General features: G+C 41.5%; 21 protein-coding genes and 1 pseudogene. 7 read left to right on the top strand and 15 right to left on the bottom strand.

Going from position 1 to position 18,576, the window contains the following annotated elements; translation table 11 throughout:
• Positions 1-94: 94 nt before the first annotated feature.
• Positions 95-322, bottom strand: a complete 228-nt coding sequence (locus CEQ75_RS10375; protein WP_089610412.1) for a DUF1659 domain-containing protein — start codon at positions 320-322, stop codon at positions 95-97.
• A gap of 248 nt (positions 323-570) precedes the next feature.
• On the opposite strand from CEQ75_RS10375, the gene CEQ75_RS10370 reads away from it, so the two are divergent.
• From CEQ75_RS10370 to CEQ75_RS10345, 6 genes and pseudogenes are all read left to right on the top strand, one after another.
• Positions 571-1,101: a DUF4342 domain-containing protein gene (locus tag CEQ75_RS10370; RefSeq protein WP_089610410.1), complete on the top strand. Its 531-nt coding sequence runs from the start codon at positions 571-573 to the stop codon at positions 1,099-1,101.
• A 332-nt stretch (positions 1,102-1,433) separates the two neighbouring features.
• A complete protein-coding gene (locus CEQ75_RS10365) occupies positions 1,434-2,120 on the top strand; it encodes a response regulator transcription factor (protein ID WP_089610408.1) in 687 nt (228 codons plus the stop codon).
• Positions 2,110-3,672, top strand: coding sequence for a sensor histidine kinase (locus CEQ75_RS10360; RefSeq protein WP_242965103.1), 1,563 nt, complete (start codon positions 2,110-2,112; stop codon positions 3,670-3,672). Before CEQ75_RS10365 ends, CEQ75_RS10360 begins: the two co-directional genes overlap by 11 nt.
• A gap of 212 nt (positions 3,673-3,884) precedes the next feature.
• The gene (locus CEQ75_RS10355; protein WP_089610406.1) at positions 3,885-4,580 is read left to right on the top strand and encodes a hypothetical protein; all 696 of its coding nucleotides are present in this window, start codon (positions 3,885-3,887) and stop codon (positions 4,578-4,580) included.
• A 12-nt stretch (positions 4,581-4,592) separates the two neighbouring features.
• Positions 4,593-5,426, top strand: a pseudogene (locus CEQ75_RS10350) (YheC/YheD family protein); the annotation flags it as partial.
• 193 nt (positions 5,427-5,619) lie between these two features.
• A complete protein-coding gene (locus CEQ75_RS10345; protein ID WP_242965470.1) occupies positions 5,620-6,819 on the top strand; it encodes a KamA family radical SAM protein in 1,200 nt (399 codons plus the stop codon).
• Between the two features lie 128 nt (positions 6,820-6,947).
• Here the strand turns inward: CEQ75_RS10345 and CEQ75_RS10340 are convergent, their stop codons facing one another.
• From CEQ75_RS10340 to CEQ75_RS10315, 7 genes are all read right to left on the bottom strand, one after another.
• Complete coding sequence (locus CEQ75_RS10340) at positions 6,948-7,874, bottom strand: hypothetical protein (RefSeq protein WP_089612593.1); 927 nt, start codon at positions 7,872-7,874, stop codon at positions 6,948-6,950.
• Between the two features lie 141 nt (positions 7,875-8,015).
• On the bottom strand, positions 8,016-9,623 hold the full coding sequence (locus CEQ75_RS10335) for a zf-HC2 domain-containing protein (RefSeq protein WP_089610401.1): 1,608 nt from the start codon (positions 9,621-9,623) through the stop codon (positions 8,016-8,018).
• Positions 9,620-10,141, bottom strand: a complete 522-nt coding sequence (locus CEQ75_RS10330) for an RNA polymerase sigma factor (protein ID WP_089610399.1) — start codon at positions 10,139-10,141, stop codon at positions 9,620-9,622. The genes CEQ75_RS10335 and CEQ75_RS10330 overlap by 4 nt, the downstream gene beginning before the upstream one ends.
• 174 nt (positions 10,142-10,315) lie before the next feature.
• Positions 10,316-10,792: a sigma factor-like helix-turn-helix DNA-binding protein gene (locus CEQ75_RS10325; RefSeq protein WP_089610397.1), complete on the bottom strand. Its 477-nt coding sequence runs from the start codon at positions 10,790-10,792 to the stop codon at positions 10,316-10,318.
• Between the two features lie 253 nt (positions 10,793-11,045).
• Positions 11,046-11,321, bottom strand: a complete 276-nt coding sequence (locus tag CEQ75_RS18370; RefSeq protein ID WP_157677414.1) for a hypothetical protein — start codon at positions 11,319-11,321, stop codon at positions 11,046-11,048.
• A 26-nt stretch (positions 11,322-11,347) separates the two neighbouring features.
• A complete protein-coding gene (locus tag CEQ75_RS10320) occupies positions 11,348-11,794 on the bottom strand; it encodes a transposase (RefSeq protein ID WP_242965101.1) in 447 nt (148 codons plus the stop codon).
• Positions 11,795-12,135: 341 nt separating this feature from the next.
• Positions 12,136-12,558 carry an ester cyclase gene (locus CEQ75_RS10315; protein WP_089610395.1) on the bottom strand — a complete coding sequence of 141 codons (423 nt, stop codon included), beginning with the start codon at positions 12,556-12,558 and terminating at the stop codon, positions 12,136-12,138.
• A gap of 276 nt (positions 12,559-12,834) precedes the next feature.
• Here CEQ75_RS10315 and CEQ75_RS10310 point away from each other — a divergent pair, with 276 nt between their 5' ends.
• Positions 12,835-13,371, top strand: coding sequence for a TetR/AcrR family transcriptional regulator (locus CEQ75_RS10310; RefSeq protein WP_089610393.1), 537 nt, complete (start codon positions 12,835-12,837; stop codon positions 13,369-13,371).
• Between the two features lie 423 nt (positions 13,372-13,794).
• Here CEQ75_RS10310 and CEQ75_RS10305 read toward each other — a convergent pair whose 3' ends face one another.
• The 7 genes from CEQ75_RS10305 to CEQ75_RS10280 form a co-directional block, all read right to left on the bottom strand.
• Positions 13,795-14,373, bottom strand: a complete 579-nt coding sequence (locus CEQ75_RS10305) for a transposase (protein ID WP_420838528.1) — start codon at positions 14,371-14,373, stop codon at positions 13,795-13,797.
• 11 nt (positions 14,374-14,384) lie between these two features.
• Positions 14,385-14,552 carry a hypothetical protein gene (locus CEQ75_RS19360; RefSeq protein WP_338031961.1) on the bottom strand — a complete coding sequence of 56 codons (168 nt, stop codon included), beginning with the start codon at positions 14,550-14,552 and terminating at the stop codon, positions 14,385-14,387.
• Positions 14,553-15,206: 654 nt separating this feature from the next.
• Positions 15,207-15,680, bottom strand: a complete 474-nt coding sequence (locus CEQ75_RS10300; RefSeq protein ID WP_089610390.1) for a hypothetical protein — start codon at positions 15,678-15,680, stop codon at positions 15,207-15,209.
• A gap of 29 nt (positions 15,681-15,709) precedes the next feature.
• Complete coding sequence (locus tag CEQ75_RS10295) at positions 15,710-15,964, bottom strand: hypothetical protein (protein ID WP_089610389.1); 255 nt, start codon at positions 15,962-15,964, stop codon at positions 15,710-15,712.
• A gap of 115 nt (positions 15,965-16,079) precedes the next feature.
• Positions 16,080-16,421, bottom strand: a complete 342-nt coding sequence (locus tag CEQ75_RS10290; RefSeq protein WP_089610387.1) for a DUF6054 family protein — start codon at positions 16,419-16,421, stop codon at positions 16,080-16,082.
• 75 nt (positions 16,422-16,496) lie between these two features.
• On the bottom strand, positions 16,497-16,967 hold the full coding sequence (locus CEQ75_RS10285) for a hypothetical protein (protein ID WP_157677413.1): 471 nt from the start codon (positions 16,965-16,967) through the stop codon (positions 16,497-16,499).
• A 353-nt stretch (positions 16,968-17,320) separates the two neighbouring features.
• Positions 17,321-18,277: a DUF4846 domain-containing protein gene (locus CEQ75_RS10280; protein WP_242965099.1), complete on the bottom strand. Its 957-nt coding sequence runs from the start codon at positions 18,275-18,277 to the stop codon at positions 17,321-17,323.
• Positions 18,278-18,576: the final 299 nt, after the last annotated feature.

Raw genomic sequence — 18,576 nt, 5'->3', positions numbered from 1 at the left:
TATTGCTTTAAAATTACGCTCAAGGTGATCAGAAAACTTTCAAACATAAATCAAACAGTAATCAAACCTTCTCTTTACGTAACTTTTACGACTTTTACACACCTTCAGCCAGGTCGCTGTCGTCAATGCGAAAGACAGCTGCCAGCGCATCGGCTAAAAGAGTGCTTAAAGCATTGGCTGTGTCCAAAACGTCCTGATCCAGGGCATCCACCTTCACATTGCTGATGGTTTTGTTTTTGTACACAGGATTGCCTTCCCCATCCAGTCCCGTTTGAAAACGGAGCTTCATTTTACTGGTGACCGGGGTTACCACTACTGCCATGAAAATACCTCCTTTACTTTGAACATATGTTCCCGCGGGTTGATTTCATTATACCGGGTCCAGGGAGGAGCTGCAACGTGGGCTTTGGGGACAAAATGGCCAGACTAAGACAAACTGAGAAATATCAGGAAAAAGAAATTCAGCCGCAGCAGCATCTGTGGATTCTCATCAAATTCTAATCTTTCATTCAACCTGCTTTAATAATATTGGGTTATAATAAGATCAAAGGAAGAAAGGAGTTGAAAAAAATGACCATTGATATGAAACTGATTGATGAAATGCGCAAAAGAACCAACTGCAGCTATCAGGAAGCGAAGGAACTGCTGGAGAAACATAACGGAGACCTGATTGAAGCCATTGTAGAATTTGAGAAAAAGCAAGCCCAGTACGGGAACTTTTCCGGTTACAATGGAAACAGCTCCACCTTTGGCAACCGGGTCAAAAGGATGTTCCATAAAGGAAATGTCACTCGTTTTTCTGTGGAAAAAGGGGAAGAAACCTACTTAAATATTCCCGTGAATATCCTCCTGCTGATCCTGCTCATCACCATGCCTATCTTCTGGTTCTACGCGATTTTGGTTGGTGTCCTCTATGTCCTGGGTTACAAAATCAGGATAAAAAAGGATGCCGGACGGACAGTTGAAATTAACACCATCATGGATGATTTAAGCAGCAAGGTCAAATCCGCCGCAAAATGGGATGAAAAACCGGCTGCTAACACGAATCAAACACCGGGCGCAAAGAAAGATCAGGGAGAGAATGAGATCACCATCGAATAATGATCTGAGTGATTTGAAATGATTTGAAATGATTTAAAATAATTGAAATGAACCTGTGTTGAGCACAGGTTCATTTCAGTTTATAATTAAGTGAACTCGTTCAGCTAAAGCTGAACCTCGGGGCTTCAGATTGGGAATCTACCCCACCTGAAGTGAAAATAGGAGTTCCCACTTATAGAAGTGGGAGTCTTGGAATTTGATTAATAGGTAAAGAAAACTTGGCTTACACCAGGCCGTAGGCTTAGGCGCGCCAGAATTTCTGAGTGAGAGTATTGGAATTTGATCAGTAATTTAGCATCCGTGGTAAAGGTTTTTTAAGGAGGCCAAAGGAGATGGAAATGAAAATTCTCATCATCGAGGATGAAGTTAAAATTGCACGATTTCTGGAACTGGAGCTGTCCCATGAAGGCTATGAGGTGGATGTCGCCCACGAAGGAAGAATCGGCTATGAAAAGGCAGCTTCCGGAAAAGCTGATTTAATCATCCTGGATCTGATGCTGCCCGGTTTAAGCGGCATTGAAATCTGCCGGCGTATCCGGCGGGAATCGGATGTGCCCATTATTATGCTCACCGCCAAAGATGATGTTACCGATAAGGTCATGGGTCTGGACAGCGGCGCCGACGACTATATGACCAAGCCTTTTGCCATTGAGGAATTATTAGCCCGCATCAGAGTTGCCTTGAAACGAAAAGAAAAAACGTTACACCAGGCTCAGACCATCCAAGCAGGCGGCCTCACCCTCTATAAGGATGAGTACCGGGTAACCTATCAAGGGGAAGAAGTGGCTCTTTCCAAAACGGAATTTGAGCTACTGAAATATTTAATGGAAAATAAGGGCATGGTCCTCTCCCGGGAAAAAATCCTGGAACATGTCTGGGGCTATGACTACGTGGGAGATACTAATATTACCGACGTTTATATCAGCTATTTGCGCAACAAAATCGATCAAAAATATGATCTTCCTTTTATCCACACGGTGCGCGGCGTGGGATATCTGTTAAAAGACTATGAAAAATAACGGTCAGGGGCAGATGAGCAAGCGGCTGAGGAAAATCCTTGCCCTGCCTGTGTCAGGGATCAGGTTTTTTAACCGTACCATCCGGGAAAAGCTGGAGTTTTCCATCCGCTTTAAATTATCGGTCAATTTTCTGAAAATTTTCATCAAAGCCATGGTGCTGGCCGGCCTGGGCATATTTTTTATCTTTGGCGCCTCCAATATTTTTCTCGCTGTGCAGGGGGACTATACTGCTCTGGAAAATTTCCTGGAGACAGAGATGAAAGCTCCTGTTGATCATCAAAGTGATCATCAACGGGGAGGACTGGCAGCAGAAGAGGGGGAAGTACAGTCTAGCCTCAGCCGTATCAAAGAATTTGCAGCGAAAGAGGATTTACCTCTGATGGTTTATGATCAGTCCCGGTCCCGGACCTTGATTCTGGCCACGGATCCGACACTCGCCAATGACGGTTTTCCCCGGCTCATCGGTGTGGTAGGAAGGGACAAACATACCTATCTGGCCGTGAACAGGGACAGTATCAATCGGCTCCGTTCCTCCCCGCTCCTTAGATTTTTTCCTTTTTTTGCTAACCAGAATCCCAGCAGCATCCCCCTCCCTTACACCCTGGTCAGCTACACTGACTTAGGGCCGGTGCTTACGGGGATGATTCGTCTTGCCAAAATTATGCTGGTGGTGGGCACCCTGGTTTTCCTCTTATCCCTGATCTCCATCGCCATGATCGGCCGGGGGTTTTTTCAGCCGATTAAAGAAATGACCCAAACCGTCCGGGATATTTCAGAACGAAATTTAAATCTCCGCCTTAACGTCAGCGGTTCCAAGGACGAATTAAAGGAGCTGGCCATGACCTTTAACGAGATGATGAACCGCATTGAGAATAATTATAACCGGCAAAAACAGTTTGTCTCCGATGCTTCCCATGAATTAAGAACGCCCATTGCCGTGATTCAGGGTTATGCCGACATGCTGGACCGCTGGGGCAAGGATGACCGGGAAGTGCTCCAGGAATCCATCGACGCCATCAAAAATGAAGGGGAAAATATGAAGGAGTTGATTGACAAACTCTTATTTCTGGCCCGGCACGACAAAGAAAACTTCGTGCTGCAAAAGGAAGAATTCAATCTGACAGAAGTCCTGCAGGAAATCGCCAAAGAAACTCAAATTATTGACGACACCCATAAGATCTCTTTTGATATCCAGGGCCAGGGGGAGGCAAGGATCTGTGCCGACAAAAATCGCATCAAACAGGCAATCCGCATCTTCATTGATAATGCCCTGAAGTATACGCCGCCGGGGGGGGAGATCGCTGTCACCCTGGGCCGGACAGAAGATTTCTGGACCATCAGCATTAAGGATTCCGGCATCGGGATGACCGGGGAAGAACTGGAACATATTTTTGACAGGTTTTATCGGTCGGAAGCATCCCGTACCAAAGAAAAAGGCGGGCACGGCCTAGGCCTGGCCATCGCCAAAATTATTATTCTGGGCCACCAGGGAAAAATAAAAGTCAAAAGCCGGCCGGGGATGGGATCGGAATTTATTATCTTTTTAAAATAAAACATAAAAAGGCTCAACAGTCAAAAAATCATTGATTGTTGGGCTATTTTTTTATCCCATATTGGATGCCACAAAATTATCGATGCTAATTATTTTAGACAAGTCTCTCACATTTGAGTAAAACCACTAATACAATACAGTATGAATATAGCATAAAAAGATACAAGCTTTCGCTGGACGAGCTGAACGAATTAGAAGGGAGATCTATTAAGATGCATAATGAAGAGGAAGCCAGGAGCAATTTGGAAAATAAAAATTTTGATGAGGCAGATGCTGATTTGCTTATCGAGGATAGGCAGAAGCATTTCTATCGGGTGAAAACAGTAGGATTAGTCATGCATGAGGATCAGGAGTTGAAAAACACCATTTGCCTGCCTGAACATTTTTTGCCCGAAAACAAGGATCGTGAAGAAATAAAACTGACTTTTGGTTTAAAGAACATCAAGGTGAAAATCCAACCGGAACAAAAAACAGGTTTGATTGTTCTTTCTAAGGATATTTTTGAATCCTTTGGTTTGTGTGAAAACATGAAAATTGGAGCCCGTTTCGAAAATGGAGCAGTGAAATTAGGTCCTCTCGTAGGTGTATTTATGAATGAGCATGCCGTAGGCCGTCTCAAAAAAGGAAACCCAACTAAAAAGCTCATGGAGATGGCCAGGGCTGCTAACCGGGCAAGAGTGGCATTATACTTTTTTTCTGTCGATGACGTGATTTGGACAGAAAAAATGGTGCACGGGGTGTTTTTAAATTTTGCTACCAACACTTGGGAAATAAAGAAATTACCAATACCCAATGTGCTTTATGACCGGGGCGGGGGTTTTAAGAAAAATAGCAGAGCCCAAGCCTTAAGTCTTAGAAAACAATGGCATCGTTATCCTCATTTATTGAAAATTAATGCTCAGCATTAATTTGATAAATGGAAGGTTCATGACCAACTATCAAAATATCCGGAATTGAAATGCTATCTTCCGGAAACCCTGCTCTTCGATCACACCGCTGAGGGAATTGAGCACATGGTAAATAAATACCCGGAGGTTTATCTTAAAATGCGCACCGGCAGCAATGGAAGGCAGATTATCCGGGTCCGTAAGCAGTCACCCGAATTATATGAACTCAGTTATTTCAAGGAAAAAATCATTAATGAATATGCCCAGTCTGCGGAACAAATCGTTCAGATTGCAGATAACTTTATGAACTATAAAAGCTTCATCATTCAGCAGGGACTGGATGTTTTGACCTATAAAAATAGCAAAGTGGATATTAGAGTATTAATGCAAAAAGATCGCAAAGGCGAGTGGCAGATCACCAGTATGCCTGTGAGAATTGCCTATGCAGACTGCCCGGTTACCAGTACCAAAAGCGGCTCCAGGGTATATGCTTTTGATTATGCCTTTAAAAATGTTTTGCAATACCCCCAGAAAAAAACAGAAGAAATCAAAGCGAAAATTACTAAATTAGTCTATACGGCGGCCGGTACATTGGAAGAGGAATACGGCAGCCTGGGAGAATTGGGCATTGATGTGGCCATTGATCGTAATGGACAACTGTGGTTTATCGAAGTAAATTCCAAGCCGGCTAAAGACACCATCATGATTGCCGGGATCAAATATGAAATCAATAGAGCCTTTATCCTTCCTTTTGAGTACAGCAAATATTTAACCGGATTCATTCCGCCCGCAAAGCATCATAATGAGAAAGAAACGACTGGAAAATTGAGTGACAGTGAACTGCCTCACACTGAAGACAAAGAATAGAGAAAAGCATAAAAGGCAATGCCCCGTCCCGGGTCACCTTTTTGAATGTAATTAATTATACTAAATAATTGGCGGGATTTAAGGGAAACTGCCGTAAATATTGACTGGGAGTGATCTTTCATTGGAAAATAAACAAAAGGTTCAAAAGGTTCAAAAAGATAAACAAGATCAACATGAAAATAATCGGGTATCAATCGCCCGGGCTGCTGAATTAAAAGATCAAATTACGGACTACCTGGAGGCCAAAAACCAGATTACCGTTGGTCTCGAGATCCAGGAAAAAATCAATGAGCGCAAAGAAAAAATCAAAAAGCTCCTTAACGCCGACGAAAATGACTGGCATAATTGGCAATGGCAGTTAAGCCATCGGGTTGATCACCTGGATACCTTAAGTAAAATTATCAATCTCAGCAAGGAAGAAAAATTGGAAATTCAGGAAGTGGAACAGGTTTATCGCTGGGCGGTGTCGCCCTATTACTGCTCTTTAATGGACGAATTCGACACCCATTGCCCCATCAGGCTGATCAGCCTTCCTCAGGGAAAAGAATTAGCTGATGCGACAGGGATCTTAGATCCCATGCAGGAGGAACAAACCAATCCGGCCGGGGTCATTACCAGAAGGTACCCGGACCGGTTGATCATCAACGTCACCAGCGAATGCAGCTCATACTGCCGATTTTGTCAAAGAAGGAGAAACATTGGCTGTCACTACGGCATGGCGTCCCAAGAGGTCATCGCAGAATCCATTGATTATATCAAAAACAACAAAGAAATTCGCGATGTTTTGATTACAGGGGGAGATCCTCTTATTTTAGGCACCCCCCAATTGGAATCAATTTTAGGAAAGATCAGGGCCATCCCCCATGTGGAGATCATTCGGATTGGGACAAGAGTTCCCGTCACTTTGCCCATGAGAATTACCAAGGATCTGTGTGAAATGTTAAAAAAATATCACCCTGTTTATATTAATACCCACTTTAATCATCCCCTTGAGATCAGCGAAGAGTCAAAAGAAGGGGTGGAAAGACTGGCGGATGCAGGGATTCCGGTCGGAAATCAAATGGTGCTTTTACAGGGAATCAATAATGATAAGAATATCGTCAAACGCTTAAATCAAGAGCTGCTTAGAGTACGGGTGAAGCCTTATTACATCTTTCACCCCAAATCAGTGAAAGGCACGGCTCATTTTAAATGCTCCATCGATGAAGGAATTGAAGTTATGGAGCATTTGCGGGGGTACACTTCCGGATTAGCTATTCCCCAGTATATAGTGAACGCCCCCAATGGCCTGGGTAAAGTACCCATCTTGCCCCAATATCTCATCTCTAGGGGAAAAGGATATTTTGTCGTCCGTACCTGGGAAGGAAAAATTGTTAAAATAGATGACAAATAAGAAAAGAAAATATTAAACCCCGTGGGTTTCTAAGGGAGTCCTTAAAACACCACGGGGTATAAATCAGATAAATCAGATAAATCAGGAACATAGGGAAAGCCAGGGAAAGCAAAATCCTATGTTCATACTTAATTTGTTTGCAGAGGCTTGCCTTCCAGGATTTTTTCCACTTCTTCAAATCCTGTGAGGAAGGCATAGTTATATCGGGCGGGGAGGGCAAAAATATACGAGGTATTCTTACCAAGTTCTGAGGGGCCCATGGGAGCCGCCCCAACATTATATTCTTCCTTTTGCAATGACTGCCATTGCGCCGCTGTAAATATCATGATGGGGATATCCTGCCGGGGATTTTCCTTCGTCCAGTCCGGATGCCTGATGGAAATGATGGGGCCTGTTTCGATTACTTCACCCTCTTTTTCTCCAACAATGGCTACGCCTTGCCATTTGTCAGTGACGATAGAATAGCCCTTCCAGCTATCAGGCAAGGAAAAACTAAACCCAAATTCGGTATTTTGATACTGAACAGCACTGCTGACTTTCTCCGGCCCCATGGTAGCGTCGTTGATCAGCCAGCGGTCATAAATTTTTTCCACCACCAGGGTAATATCATACTTACCGAAGGACCCGCCATGTTCCTTTTCCGCACTTGTCATTTCAATGACTTCACCTTGCACCTTATATTGGGTTTCCGATAATTTTTCGATACTTTTTATTTCGATTCTTTCCGGCCAAGGGCTGGACGTCAGCCTGCCCGGGGCATTCAAAGGATCAGCAAGCCATATTTTCAGAAGGTTCGGGGAAACAAAAGCACCGTACTGCTCCTGCATACTCTTTTCTAAAATATCCTGGGGCGCTTGCAGAGAAACTGCCTGCAATTGTCGGCCAAAATCTTCAACTAATTTTTTAACCGCAGTTTCATCATTTTTCTGATTGTTCTCCGTCTCTCCCTGAGATGCTCCGTCCTGGTTTGATTTATCCCCTGTACCATTGTTCATGCAGCCAAACAGGGAAACACTTAATAATAAGACAAGTAACAACAATAATGATTTTTTCATCTGTTTTCCCCCACCTTTCTCATCTTTCCCGCTTTTCTCATTTTGATGAAAGCTTTTTTTAATGGCTTTTGATTTACAGACGAGGAAAAGGATTTTTTGTTCCCTAAAAGCCACAAAAAACCACAGAAATTTTTTTGCCAATTACTCCTTACTATCTCCGAAATCCAGGGTGAATTTTTCTCTGGGCAGCAGGTTACCTATACTATCCAGGCTAAGAATCATTTCCTCTGAACCCGGCTCATATAGGGAAAATATGAGCAAGTTAGGGTTTTCCCGATCAAAACGGGCTTCGCCCAGCTTCATCCCCTGGTTGCTTTTAAGTTCAAAATGAGGCAAAACCGCCCCAGGGGCAGAAGCTGATGATAATCGGTAGCTGATGGATACCGTGTCATTTTCCCGCCAGGCTTTTTCTAAAATAATCTCCCCTTCCGGATAGGCCATGCTTTTTGACAGATTAATTTCCTTTTTACCATTATCACCCATATTATCCTCATTATCTTTATTATCTATATTACCCATATTATCTTTATTATCCTTATCATTTATACTGCTACCCCCATTTTCCCGGAAGTCCAGCAGCAGCTCATTGTCCTCCGCGACTTTCTGATAGAGATAGATGGGGGGCAAAAGAACCTCCAACTCCTCCGTTTCCTGGGAAACCGGGGCAAATTTTAAAGTTGCCTCCACTTGACAGGGAAACTGTGTAGTCCTGTACTCACCGTTTTCTACCTCTACCTCACTGCGTTTGGTCAGGTCATAAAGGGCCGGGCGGTTTTCCGGCGGACCATCAGACGAATAGTTTATCCCGGATGCCGAGGCATAACCGGACATCAGCCCTCCGGGGGGAGGCAGAGCCTCCCCGGGTGGGGGCGGAGTATCGGGTGCTTTAACGATGGAGGTGGGAAAATAAGCCTCCCCCCTGCCCACGCCGATCCCGGCTACAGAATAATCCGTCGGCCAGTCAAGCTTTAATCTGACTTCTGATTCACTCACGCCCAAAATCACTTTTTCCAGGGAAATCCTAAGGGATGCCACTGTTTTTTCCTGATTAGGATAGATAATCCTGGTATACTGGGCCGTTTTTACCACATCTACGGGAAATGTATATTCCGTTCTTGCTTTAGTTTCCTCCCCCGCCTCCCCCAACGCCAGGGACAAATTAACCGCTTGAGCTTCAGGTTTTAAGGGCTCAAATTCCAGCATAAAATATTTGTTCTCCCAGCCCTTACCGCTCTTTTCATCATACTGATTTCCCTGGTCGTCTGCCAGGGTCACCTGAGGGAAGGATTGGGAGGAGTCAGAAAACTGGAGAAAGATCACAGAACGGGTGCTGTCAAATAAGCCCTTATTGACCGTGATTTGGATATCATCTACTGTTTTCGTTGCATTTATTTCTGTAAACAGGTCCAGCTCCTGGGCAAAGCGGTAGACCGGATCATCCATACCTATATTCTTTCCCGCAAGGTAGGAGGCACCGGCAATGCCCGTTCCCCCCATGACGATCAATAATGCGGCTATAACCATTGTTTTTTTCAGTTTCGTGAAAAGTTTTCTTTCAAATCCTTGATGAGATGTACGGTTTTCTTGGGGCAGGGGATCCGGCAGCGGCCGGTTTAACCCTTCCCATTCCCGGGTACAGGCAGGACAACCGGCGAGATGATCTTCGATGTATGCTGCCGTCTCTGCACTTACTAATTGTTCCGCATACAAAGGAAATAGTTCCCGGACTAAATTGCATTCTTTGCTCATTTTCCATCCTCACCCCCCAGTTCCCGATATCGTTCACCTAACTGCCCTTTTGCCCGAAAAAAGTTTACCCTTGCCCAATTGACTGTTTGACCAAAAACACAGGCTATTTCCTCATAAGAGAAACCCTCATATTCTCGCAAAATCAAGATCGTGCGAAAAGTTTCAGAAAGCTCAACCAGGGCCTTTCTGATCATTCCTCGCTCCTCCTTAAAAATTAAAAGTTCTTGAGGATTATCAGCTTCCGAAAGCTCCGAGCAATTTAAATCCATATTTTCCTCCCAGGAAATAGTTTTGTGGCTTTTTTGGTCCCGAAGATTTTTGAGATAAACATTGCGGGCAATGGAGAAAAGCCAAGTTTTAAGGGAAGAATCATTTCTGAAACGGTAAAAAGAAAGGCAGGCCTGATAAAAAGTCTCCTGAGTCAAATCACCCGCCTCTTCCTCATCACCGGTCATGCGATAAAAGTAGCGAAAAATTGTTTCTTTATGAAGTTCATAAAGTTCTCGAATCTTTTCCATGGCCTTCCTCCCATTTTATCTGAATTCTACATTGGGAAAGCCAAATCCTGTCAGTTTAACCGATTAATCGAACAATTGAATAATCGGTAAAAATATTAAACTTTGAACTATTAATCGATTAACAGATTAGCGGATTAATAGATTAACTGAATAGCTGAATAACTGAATAATTAATTAACCGACAACTATCTGATGTTCTACTAAAATTTCCCTCATCCTCAATCTCCCTGATGAAATCAGATGTCCTACCTCCTTTTCGGATTTATGCAATACAAAAGCAATCTCCCCATATGAATAAGTCAGGAGATCCCGAAGAATTACCGCAGAACGCCACTCCGATGGCAAACAAAGGAGAGCTTCCTGGGCATCGTTTATTTCATTAAATTTCTTAACTTTCTTAACTTCCTTAACTTCCTTAACTTGATCAAAATTTAAATTTTTTTGCCAATTTAGCCAATCCTGCCAAACCAGCTGTAACAGGATCACTTGGTCGTTTTGTGCGCTGCGATCATGAAAATATGCTTGTTCCGTTAATATCTCAGCAGTCTTTTCATTCCCTGATAAACGGTAGGCAAAATTATATATCTTACTAAGACAGACGGGGTCTAAATATGTATTGATATGCTCACGACTCTGGTGCAAACTAGCCAACTAGCCGATTCCTCCTCCGGTATTAATCCTTCTACTTAATTAGTACCGGAAACCCCTGATTCATTACAATGAAAATAAATTAATTTTGCCTGCCTTATTTGAAAAAATAATTATACTGCAGTTCCGAAACTTTAAAATGCAAACACTTTCAGACTTCGATGTCCGAAAGTGTTTGCAAAGTCTTGCTTATAGGTTATACTGTTATTATTATAATGAAGTTTATTAAAGGATGGGTACCTTATGAACAAACGCATCAATAACCATGGGTAACCATGGGGGTAACCATGGGGACGGTAACCATGGGGACGGTTCTTCTGGTTCGCCGCTCGGACGGTAACCATGGGGACGGTTCTTCGGTAACCATGGGGACGGTTCTTCTGGTTCGCCGCTCGGGGTAACCATGGGTGGGGTAACCATGGGGACGGTTCTTCTGGTTCGCCGCTCTAGGATAACCACGGGGAGATGGTAACCATGTAACCACGGGTGTAACCATGTGTAACCATGGGTGTAACCATGGGTGTGTAACCATGGGGACGGTTCTCCTGGTTCGTCGCTCTATGCTTTTAAAACTATTCCCCTACTTATACCCGTTAATCTTGCATTTTGCCTTGTAACATCCAAACAAAGATCGTCACTGCTTATCTGATGAAATCTCTTAAAGCTTTCCAATGCCTTTTCCCTATCACTACTAAATATCCTCAATGCAAAATCGGTATCTACAATTGCCCTCTTACCAACATATTCATTATAACTGCTCCAATTATAATTTGCAGCATCAGCTGCTATTCCTGCTTTTACCGGGTTTTGGTGTATATATCTTAATACAATTAAAAAATAGCTCTCATCTTCCACCACTTCACTTTTATATCTATCCTGAAATAAATGCCCGTACCGATTATATTTTAGATTATACCAGTACACGTAACTTGCTCCTATGCGACGCATTATTATTTCCAGAGCTTCTTTTTCTTCCTTAATCAGCAGATGAATATGATTTCCCATTAAGCAATATCCATATATTTTATAGCCGTTTTTTCTTGATATTTTTTTAGCGTTTCCAGAAAAATTAATGAGTCATCTTCCTCTTCAAAGATGGATTGCTTATTGATACCCCTCATTACGATGTGATATATACTACTTTTGTTTTTTATTCTTCCAGTCCTTGGCATTGTTCAATCATCTCTAAATATCTTATCATACAAGGAATTTTGCCGTAAACCGCACGAACCGTCCCCATGGTCTCCCCCGTCCCCATGGTCTCTCACGCTAAATGGTAGCTACCCTCATCCCGGGATAGCTGCCATTTTTCACTTCTATGGGTCTTAGACTGTGCACTTGCACTATTATTTCAAAAAGGGAGCACCTAACTGCCGCAGCAGTCCTAAAGCATCTAATTGCGCCCATATCTCCACTGCTTTACCATTTTCCATCCGGGCGATAAGCAAATCATAAAACTCAACTTTATTACCAGTAGCTGGTATCCCCTCATTCTCTCCCACCTTAAACTCTCCTAGATGTGTCCCACTGACATTTATGCAACTGGTAACTATATCATTTTCCGCTACCTGAAACTCAATATCATGATTCAAATCAGGAAACGCAGTGAATAGCATTTTTGCAAATTCAAGAAACTCAGCTTTACCTACTGGAACGGGAAAGTACGGAAGATGCCCAACGAAATTTAAAGCACATAGTTCATCAATACCATCAACACTATTCTCTTCGATTAAATCACGTATAACTCCTTTGTTTTGTTCAATTGTCATTTTTTTCAACCCCTAAATAATTATTATTATTATTTTTTCAATTAGCCAAATTCAAGCAATCACAAAACACATCTTATTTTATCACCTCCCTTGTAGATTTTCATGAGCATACCTCGAAATAAACATTGACACAATATTGAACAAGTGTTTAATATAATTATACATCATGAAATAATACTTACAATGTGCAATAGTCGGGATTTATACATTAATAGACTAACAGTAGGTGTTTGTTCATTATTTATCACTTTAAATTTTTTGAGGGGGTAGTTAAAAATGGATAGAAGAATAATTAAATCTCAGGTTGCGATTAAAAAAGCATTTATTGACCTGATGACAGAAATGAGTTTTGATAACATCACCATCCAGAATATTTCTGATCGGGCAAATGTCAGTCGTGGAACTTTTTATCTTCACTATATTGATAAATTTGATCTGTTAGATAAACTCATAGCATCTCATTTGGATGAACTCCAGGCAATTTGCAAAACCAAAGCAGATTTTGGCCTCGAAGATGCCTTGTTAAGGTGGACTGTGTACTTTGAAAACAACTATTTGTTTTTTTCCACAATACTGACTAGTAAAGGAGCCTACTGCTTTAGCAGCCACTTTCTGGAGATGGTTAAGAAACAATTGCGGATGGAAATTAATTTCGATGAGGGCATAAACCGTGGAGTGCATAAGGATATCGTCTATCATTTTTTGGGGTCCGCGATAACAGGGCTAATTGAATGGTGGTTTATCAATAAAAGGCCGGTTTCATCACATGTCCTAGCAGAACAGCTTAGCACTTTATTAGAGCGCAATCTATAAGTGGTCATACCAATAAGCACTGTCATCATCTTTTCCGACATTGACGGCTATCGCTTTCAGGGCAATTGACATGTTCCCTTGTACAATAAAAATGGGGGTTTCCCGGCATAGCATCTTCGGCAAAGTAGCTGGGAGAAAAACACAATGTCTGGAAACCCTTGTTTATGGGCATTTTTAGCCCTGCTATTTTTCAACTCTTGACATCAATACCATGCACTCCAGATGGCTCGACCGGATTTTTTTATTACAACAATTGCACATTTTCAACCTATTGGTTCGGTAGATACAGTCGATAAAATTTGCTTGTTTGGTAGATGCAGTCGATTGAATATGTTCGTTTGGTAGAAACGGTCAACAAATTTTGGGTGTAACCATGGGTAACCATGGGGGTAACCATGGGGACGGTTCTTCTGGTTCGTCGCTTTATGCTTTTAAAACTATTCCCCTACTTATACCCGTTAATCTTGCATTTTGCCTTGTAGAAAGTCCTTCTTCCTTTAAAAATTTCAAATATCTATCCCGTTGATCCTTTTCCACAGACTGAATTTCACTGCAATGATTTACCCGGCATTTCTGCTTAATAATCTCTACGACCATTTTATCCGTTAATCTTTTATTTTCACTAACATCCAAACAAAGATCGTCACTGCTTATCTGATGAAATCTCTTAAAGCTTTCCAATGCCTTTTCCCTATCACTACTAAATATCCTCAATGCAAAATCGGTATCTACAATTGCCCTCTTACCAACATATTCATTATAACTGCTCCAATTATAATTTGCAGCATCAGCTACTATTCCTGCTTTTACCGGGTTTTGGTGTATATATCTTAATACAGTTAAAAAATAGCTCTCATCTTCCACCACTTCACTTTTATATCTATCCTGAAATAAATGCCCGTACCGATTATATTTTAGATTATACCAGTACACGTAACTTGCTCCTATGCGACGCATTATTATTTCCAGAGCTTCTTTTTCTTCCTTAATCAGCAGATGAATATGATTTCCTATTAAGCAATATCCATATATTTTATAGCCGTTTTTTCTTGATATTTTTTTAGCGTTTCCAGAAAAATTAATGAGTCATCTTCCTCTTCAAAGATGGTTTGCTTATTGATACCCCTCATTACGATATGATATATACCGCTTTTACTCTTTATTCTTCCAGTCCTTGGCATTATTCAATCACCCCAAAATATCTTATCATACAAGGAATTTTGCTGTAAACCGCAAGAACCGTCCCCATGGTCTCCATATTTAATTACTTTCTGACTTCAATGTCTGAAATATATGCAAATCCATGTTTATCGGGTATACTAACGAAAAAATTGTTCTAAGTTGATTATCATTTGGAAGATGGTCGTCACCGTTCTACCAAGATGTGGTACATACGCATTTATGGCATCATGATGTGTCAGCACATTGATGCATGGTACACTCACCGAAAGGAAGAACTTGAGGGGTTAATGCGAATCATTTTATTTCAGATTGCTTAGTTATTTACCACAAGAAAATGATAAATCCTAGAGCCTCCTTTAAAAAACGGGTGCAGTAAGGCTTTTTTGGTATGCTCATTTTTAAGATTGAATTCTGATGAAGCCCCAGGATCCCTTCGTCAACATAATCCCCAGTTAATATTATCCAGTTAAGACATTACCCCCCTTTTAATTGCGAGAAGCTATATTAATCCTTCTACTTAATTAGTACCGGTAACCCCTGATTAATTACAATGAAAATAAATTAATTTTGCCTGCCTTGCTAGAAATAAAGCTGCAGCAAGAACAAAGTGAAAAGCGACAATTCATTCCCTTATTAAAAAGGTGGAGTTATAATCATTCTTCAAGCTCTGGATATTCTTCCTTAGTCAGATCACGGATCTTTTCATGGGATGATCCATCTAATGGTACTTTATAATAACCCAATGTTTTTTCCGGCGTCCTGGTGCGAAGGTCTACGCCCCGGGTAATGATCCCCCCCTCCTTAATCTCCCAAATGGGGGCATCAAAATACTGCCATACCATCAAAACATCTTTTTCATAGCGGGAAAGCTTGACCTGATAACCATAAAAATAGCCTGGTGTCCCCAAATGCTTCAACCGGCTCCAGTCATCATTAGCATCTTTTAGCGGTACCGTATAAAGGTTTCCCTCATAAGTGGTATGACTGGGTTCGGAAAAATAATCCGCAAACTCGTCTGTTAACAGATAAAGATTCCCTTTAGATATGATAAAATCAACTATATCCCCGCTCATCAACAGTTTCACCTGCTTATCTTTTACCGCATATAGATATTGCGCCCCTTTCAAGGCTCCCCCATTATGGCAAAGATAATAATTTACCCCATCAACCCTGATTTTCTTCCATACATGGCTATCCTCACCATCCAGTTTTTTTCTGTCCGGCTATCCATATCCCGTAAATAAATGCCATCCTTACGGTCTAAAAAAATAAAAGCACTATCTTTATAGAAAATTGGTTGGTCTTGAATCAACCATTTAAGGTCTTTTAAGCTTCCATCATTATATTCGAAAGCTTCCGCCGTCTTGTCACGGATGATGATCATATCCGTTGCTTCATCATATACCGTCACCTTATCAATAGCGTCTCCCAAAGTTATTTTTTTAATGTACGCTTTTAAATCTGATCCTTTCTGTGCTATTAAATCTGTTTCATTTTTGCCACCCCAGGAAATATTTTACTTCATTTTAAAAATTATTCCATTGCTCTATGCTTTCTTGTACTATTGCCACCATATTATCTTCGGCACCAAGACTGAAGTTGAAAATAATTCCTTGTCCTCCGCCGGCACCGATTGCGGAAATAAAAATCTCACTGCCATGGCTTACTACTGTGAGGCTTAAACATGCCCGATTCCCGTTTCGCATAAAATATTTATCATATACCCGAACTGCAATTTTTGTATCTTTGAAGGTATAGTCGCTTCCATCAACTAAATTCATGGTCATTGCGCTATTGCTAATATCGTTTTCTAAATGATTGAGCACGTCCTCGAATTGACCGTTTATCGTTGTTTCATACTTTGCCATGATTGCCCCTCCCTATCGCAGGTTTTCTTCTTAAAGATTTTCTTCTTAAAGGTTTAATATTTAAAGGTTTTCTATTTAAAGGTTTTCTAAGCTCTTTTTCGTACAGGATAGATAGGTAAAATAAATATCATCCAGCGGATCGTTTACGATAAATTCAGCCTGCCACTCTACTGCGGGGTCTAATACTGTATCAGGATTATTCCACACCAGGCGGTCACAAGCTTGCCAAAAGCTTAGCCCTTGATACCCATCTTTTTTCATTTCTTGATACACAGCCTGGGTATTTTTTGACGAGGAAGAATCATAAGGATCTCCATCCAACTCATGGAAATAATACCCGGTTATCTGCGCTTTCCAGCTCTCTTTTCCTTCTGGGGTTTGTCCTTTTTCCAGGTTCTTTAGTTCATAGATATAAAAACCATGCAAGCTCATGCCTGATGCTGTGTACAAGCCATCATGATACTCAACATTTCCTGAGGATTTATGGATATAGCTTATGTCGCCGAAGTATTTTGTTACCGTCTCAGCGAATTGTTCTTTGGGCATGGAACCATTGTTCCATGAATGGGGTGCATTAAATACGACAAATTGAGTTAGGTCATCCCAAATCGAATTTTTGCCTCGGGCAAAAACAGGCAAACACCTAAGTTCCATGCTATTTGTTCTAAAGTAATCGTTGAAAAATCTTTGGGTACCTTCGGAAATGTCCGTTTTCCCATCTCTGATTTGCTGAGTATAAAACTCCCACTGATAGGCATATTCCAAATTATTAAAGTCCAGCTGCGCGCTCTCGGAAGGGACTAGGTTCCAGTCAACCGATGCCGCATCATCACCCTTTCTCTAAACCGTCCTTATTAATGTAGTAATAGTAAATATCGAGCCTTGGCACGGATAAGCTATTAAAACCTCATTAAATACTCTTGATCAAATTGCCATTCGGGAGTAATTAATGTTTCACCAAAATCAAGATCATACCACGGACTTATACTCGAGTTCCGAGGATTTTTCAAAATCTGGATATCCTGAGCCGGCATATAACTTTGGGCCAGCAGAAATAGTTTTTCACCTGTTGACCTGTTTTCTGCCATATCAACAATGATTACACAATGTCCCGGGCTGCCCCCTACGATAAAGACATCCCCAATCCTCATTTCTGCCACTAGGATCGGGTTTAATTCTTTGGCCAGCGAAGCGGTGCCGGCATAAGCAAAGACCATATCCAAATACTTTCTAAAACTCGCATAATCCTTGTTATACTCCGCTTGCTTGACCCAAGTTACCTGGCTGCCATTTACGTTAATGCGGTTACCCTGCATCCAGGTGCTATAGTCGGCGGAAAAACCGCTCACAAAACTAAAACGGATTTTGTCGTACATCTCTTGCTGATACAAATACTCGGCCCGCAGCCTGATCACAGCATCTGCACACTGCTGCAAATCCCGCTCCCCAATCTCCATATCCACCACTGCCGCATAGACATCTTTTGTTTTTTCCCGCCCATCAAAATAGAGTACCCGTGCACCATGGGGTTTTAAGGGAAGATTCTGCAAATACGCACCAAAAGAATCTTGCTCCATTTCCATTCTGATAAAACCTTCCGGTGGGGTTATTCTTTCCCTGACGCTATTACCCTCCAGATTAATTAGGCTCTGTTCCGAAGCCCCTATGTTTTTTGAACTATTTTGCTCATAGTTTCCTATTGATTCTGATTGGTTCCTTGGGTCTGAATCACGCTGTTGATAGAAATAAAATAACAGGCCTAAAATCATCAGCGGTATCAGTAAATTCCATAAATTCCATACTTTTTTCACAATCACGCACATTCCTTTTGCGTTGCTTTTTAGATTAGCCCTCAAGGCAACGCTCCGGCATGTATTCCACCCCCCAATTTATCAATTCAAGTTAAGCATCCAATATTATATTGACCCTGTTTCTGCCAAAAATGTTCCAATAAAATGCCATCGAAAAGTATAATTTTTTCGACGGCATATTTTAGAAGCATGAGAACCATCCCTGGTTTGTCCTTAATAAATCATCAAATGAAAACGCCGATAGTCCTTTCCTCGTAAAGACTATCGGCGTTTTAGTTATAAGTCATGAATTCAAAAAAGTCATCTTAATAATAGTTTTTCATTGATTTTTTTTCCAAGAATGA

It is taken from the genome of Dehalobacterium formicoaceticum (genome assembly GCF_002224645.1).
Classification (GTDB): domain Bacteria; phylum Bacillota; class Dehalobacteriia; order Dehalobacteriales; family Dehalobacteriaceae; genus Dehalobacterium; species Dehalobacterium formicoaceticum.
This window is presented reverse-complemented; position numbering and strand designations above follow the sequence as displayed.

Bases quoted from the DNA above. Each gene is read 5' to 3' on its own strand.
- CEQ75_RS10370 (WP_089610410.1), top strand. From the start codon at position 571: ATGACCATTGATATGAAACTGATTGATGAAATGCGCAAAAGAACCAAC.
- CEQ75_RS10355 (WP_089610406.1), top strand. From the start codon at position 3,885: ATGCATAATGAAGAGGAAGCCAGGAGCAATTTGGAAAATAAAAATTTT.
- CEQ75_RS10330 (WP_089610399.1), bottom strand. From the start codon at position 10,141: ATGGAAAAGATTCGAGAACTTTATGAACTTCATAAAGAAACAATTTTT.
- CEQ75_RS10365 (WP_089610408.1), top strand. From the start codon at position 1,434: ATGGAAATGAAAATTCTCATCATCGAGGATGAAGTTAAAATTGCACGA.
- CEQ75_RS10290 (WP_089610387.1), bottom strand. From the start codon at position 16,421: ATGGCAAAGTATGAAACAACGATAAACGGTCAATTCGAGGACGTGCTC.
- CEQ75_RS10335 (WP_089610401.1), bottom strand. From the start codon at position 9,623: ATGAGCAAAGAATGCAATTTAGTCCGGGAACTATTTCCTTTGTATGCG.
- CEQ75_RS10375 (WP_089610412.1), bottom strand. From the start codon at position 322: ATGGCAGTAGTGGTAACCCCGGTCACCAGTAAAATGAAGCTCCGTTTT.
- CEQ75_RS10285 (WP_157677413.1), bottom strand. From the start codon at position 16,967: ATGCCCAAAGAACAATTCGCTGAGACGGTAACAAAATACTTCGGCGAC.
- CEQ75_RS10310 (WP_089610393.1), top strand. From the start codon at position 12,835: ATGGATAGAAGAATAATTAAATCTCAGGTTGCGATTAAAAAAGCATTT.
- CEQ75_RS10360 (WP_242965103.1), top strand. From the start codon at position 2,110: ATGAAAAATAACGGTCAGGGGCAGATGAGCAAGCGGCTGAGGAAAATC.
- CEQ75_RS10315 (WP_089610395.1), bottom strand. From the start codon at position 12,558: ATGACAATTGAACAAAACAAAGGAGTTATACGTGATTTAATCGAAGAG.
- CEQ75_RS10340 (WP_089612593.1), bottom strand. From the start codon at position 7,874: ATGAAAAAATCATTATTGTTGTTACTTGTCTTATTATTAAGTGTTTCC.
- CEQ75_RS10320 (WP_242965101.1), bottom strand. From the start codon at position 11,794: ATGGGAAATCATATTCATCTGCTGATTAAGGAAGAAAAAGAAGCTCTG.
- CEQ75_RS19360 (WP_338031961.1), bottom strand. From the start codon at position 14,552: ATGCCAAGGACTGGAAGAATAAAGAGTAAAAGCGGTATATATCATATC.
- CEQ75_RS18370 (WP_157677414.1), bottom strand. From the start codon at position 11,321: ATGGTTACACACCCATGGTTACACCCATGGTTACACATGGTTACACCC.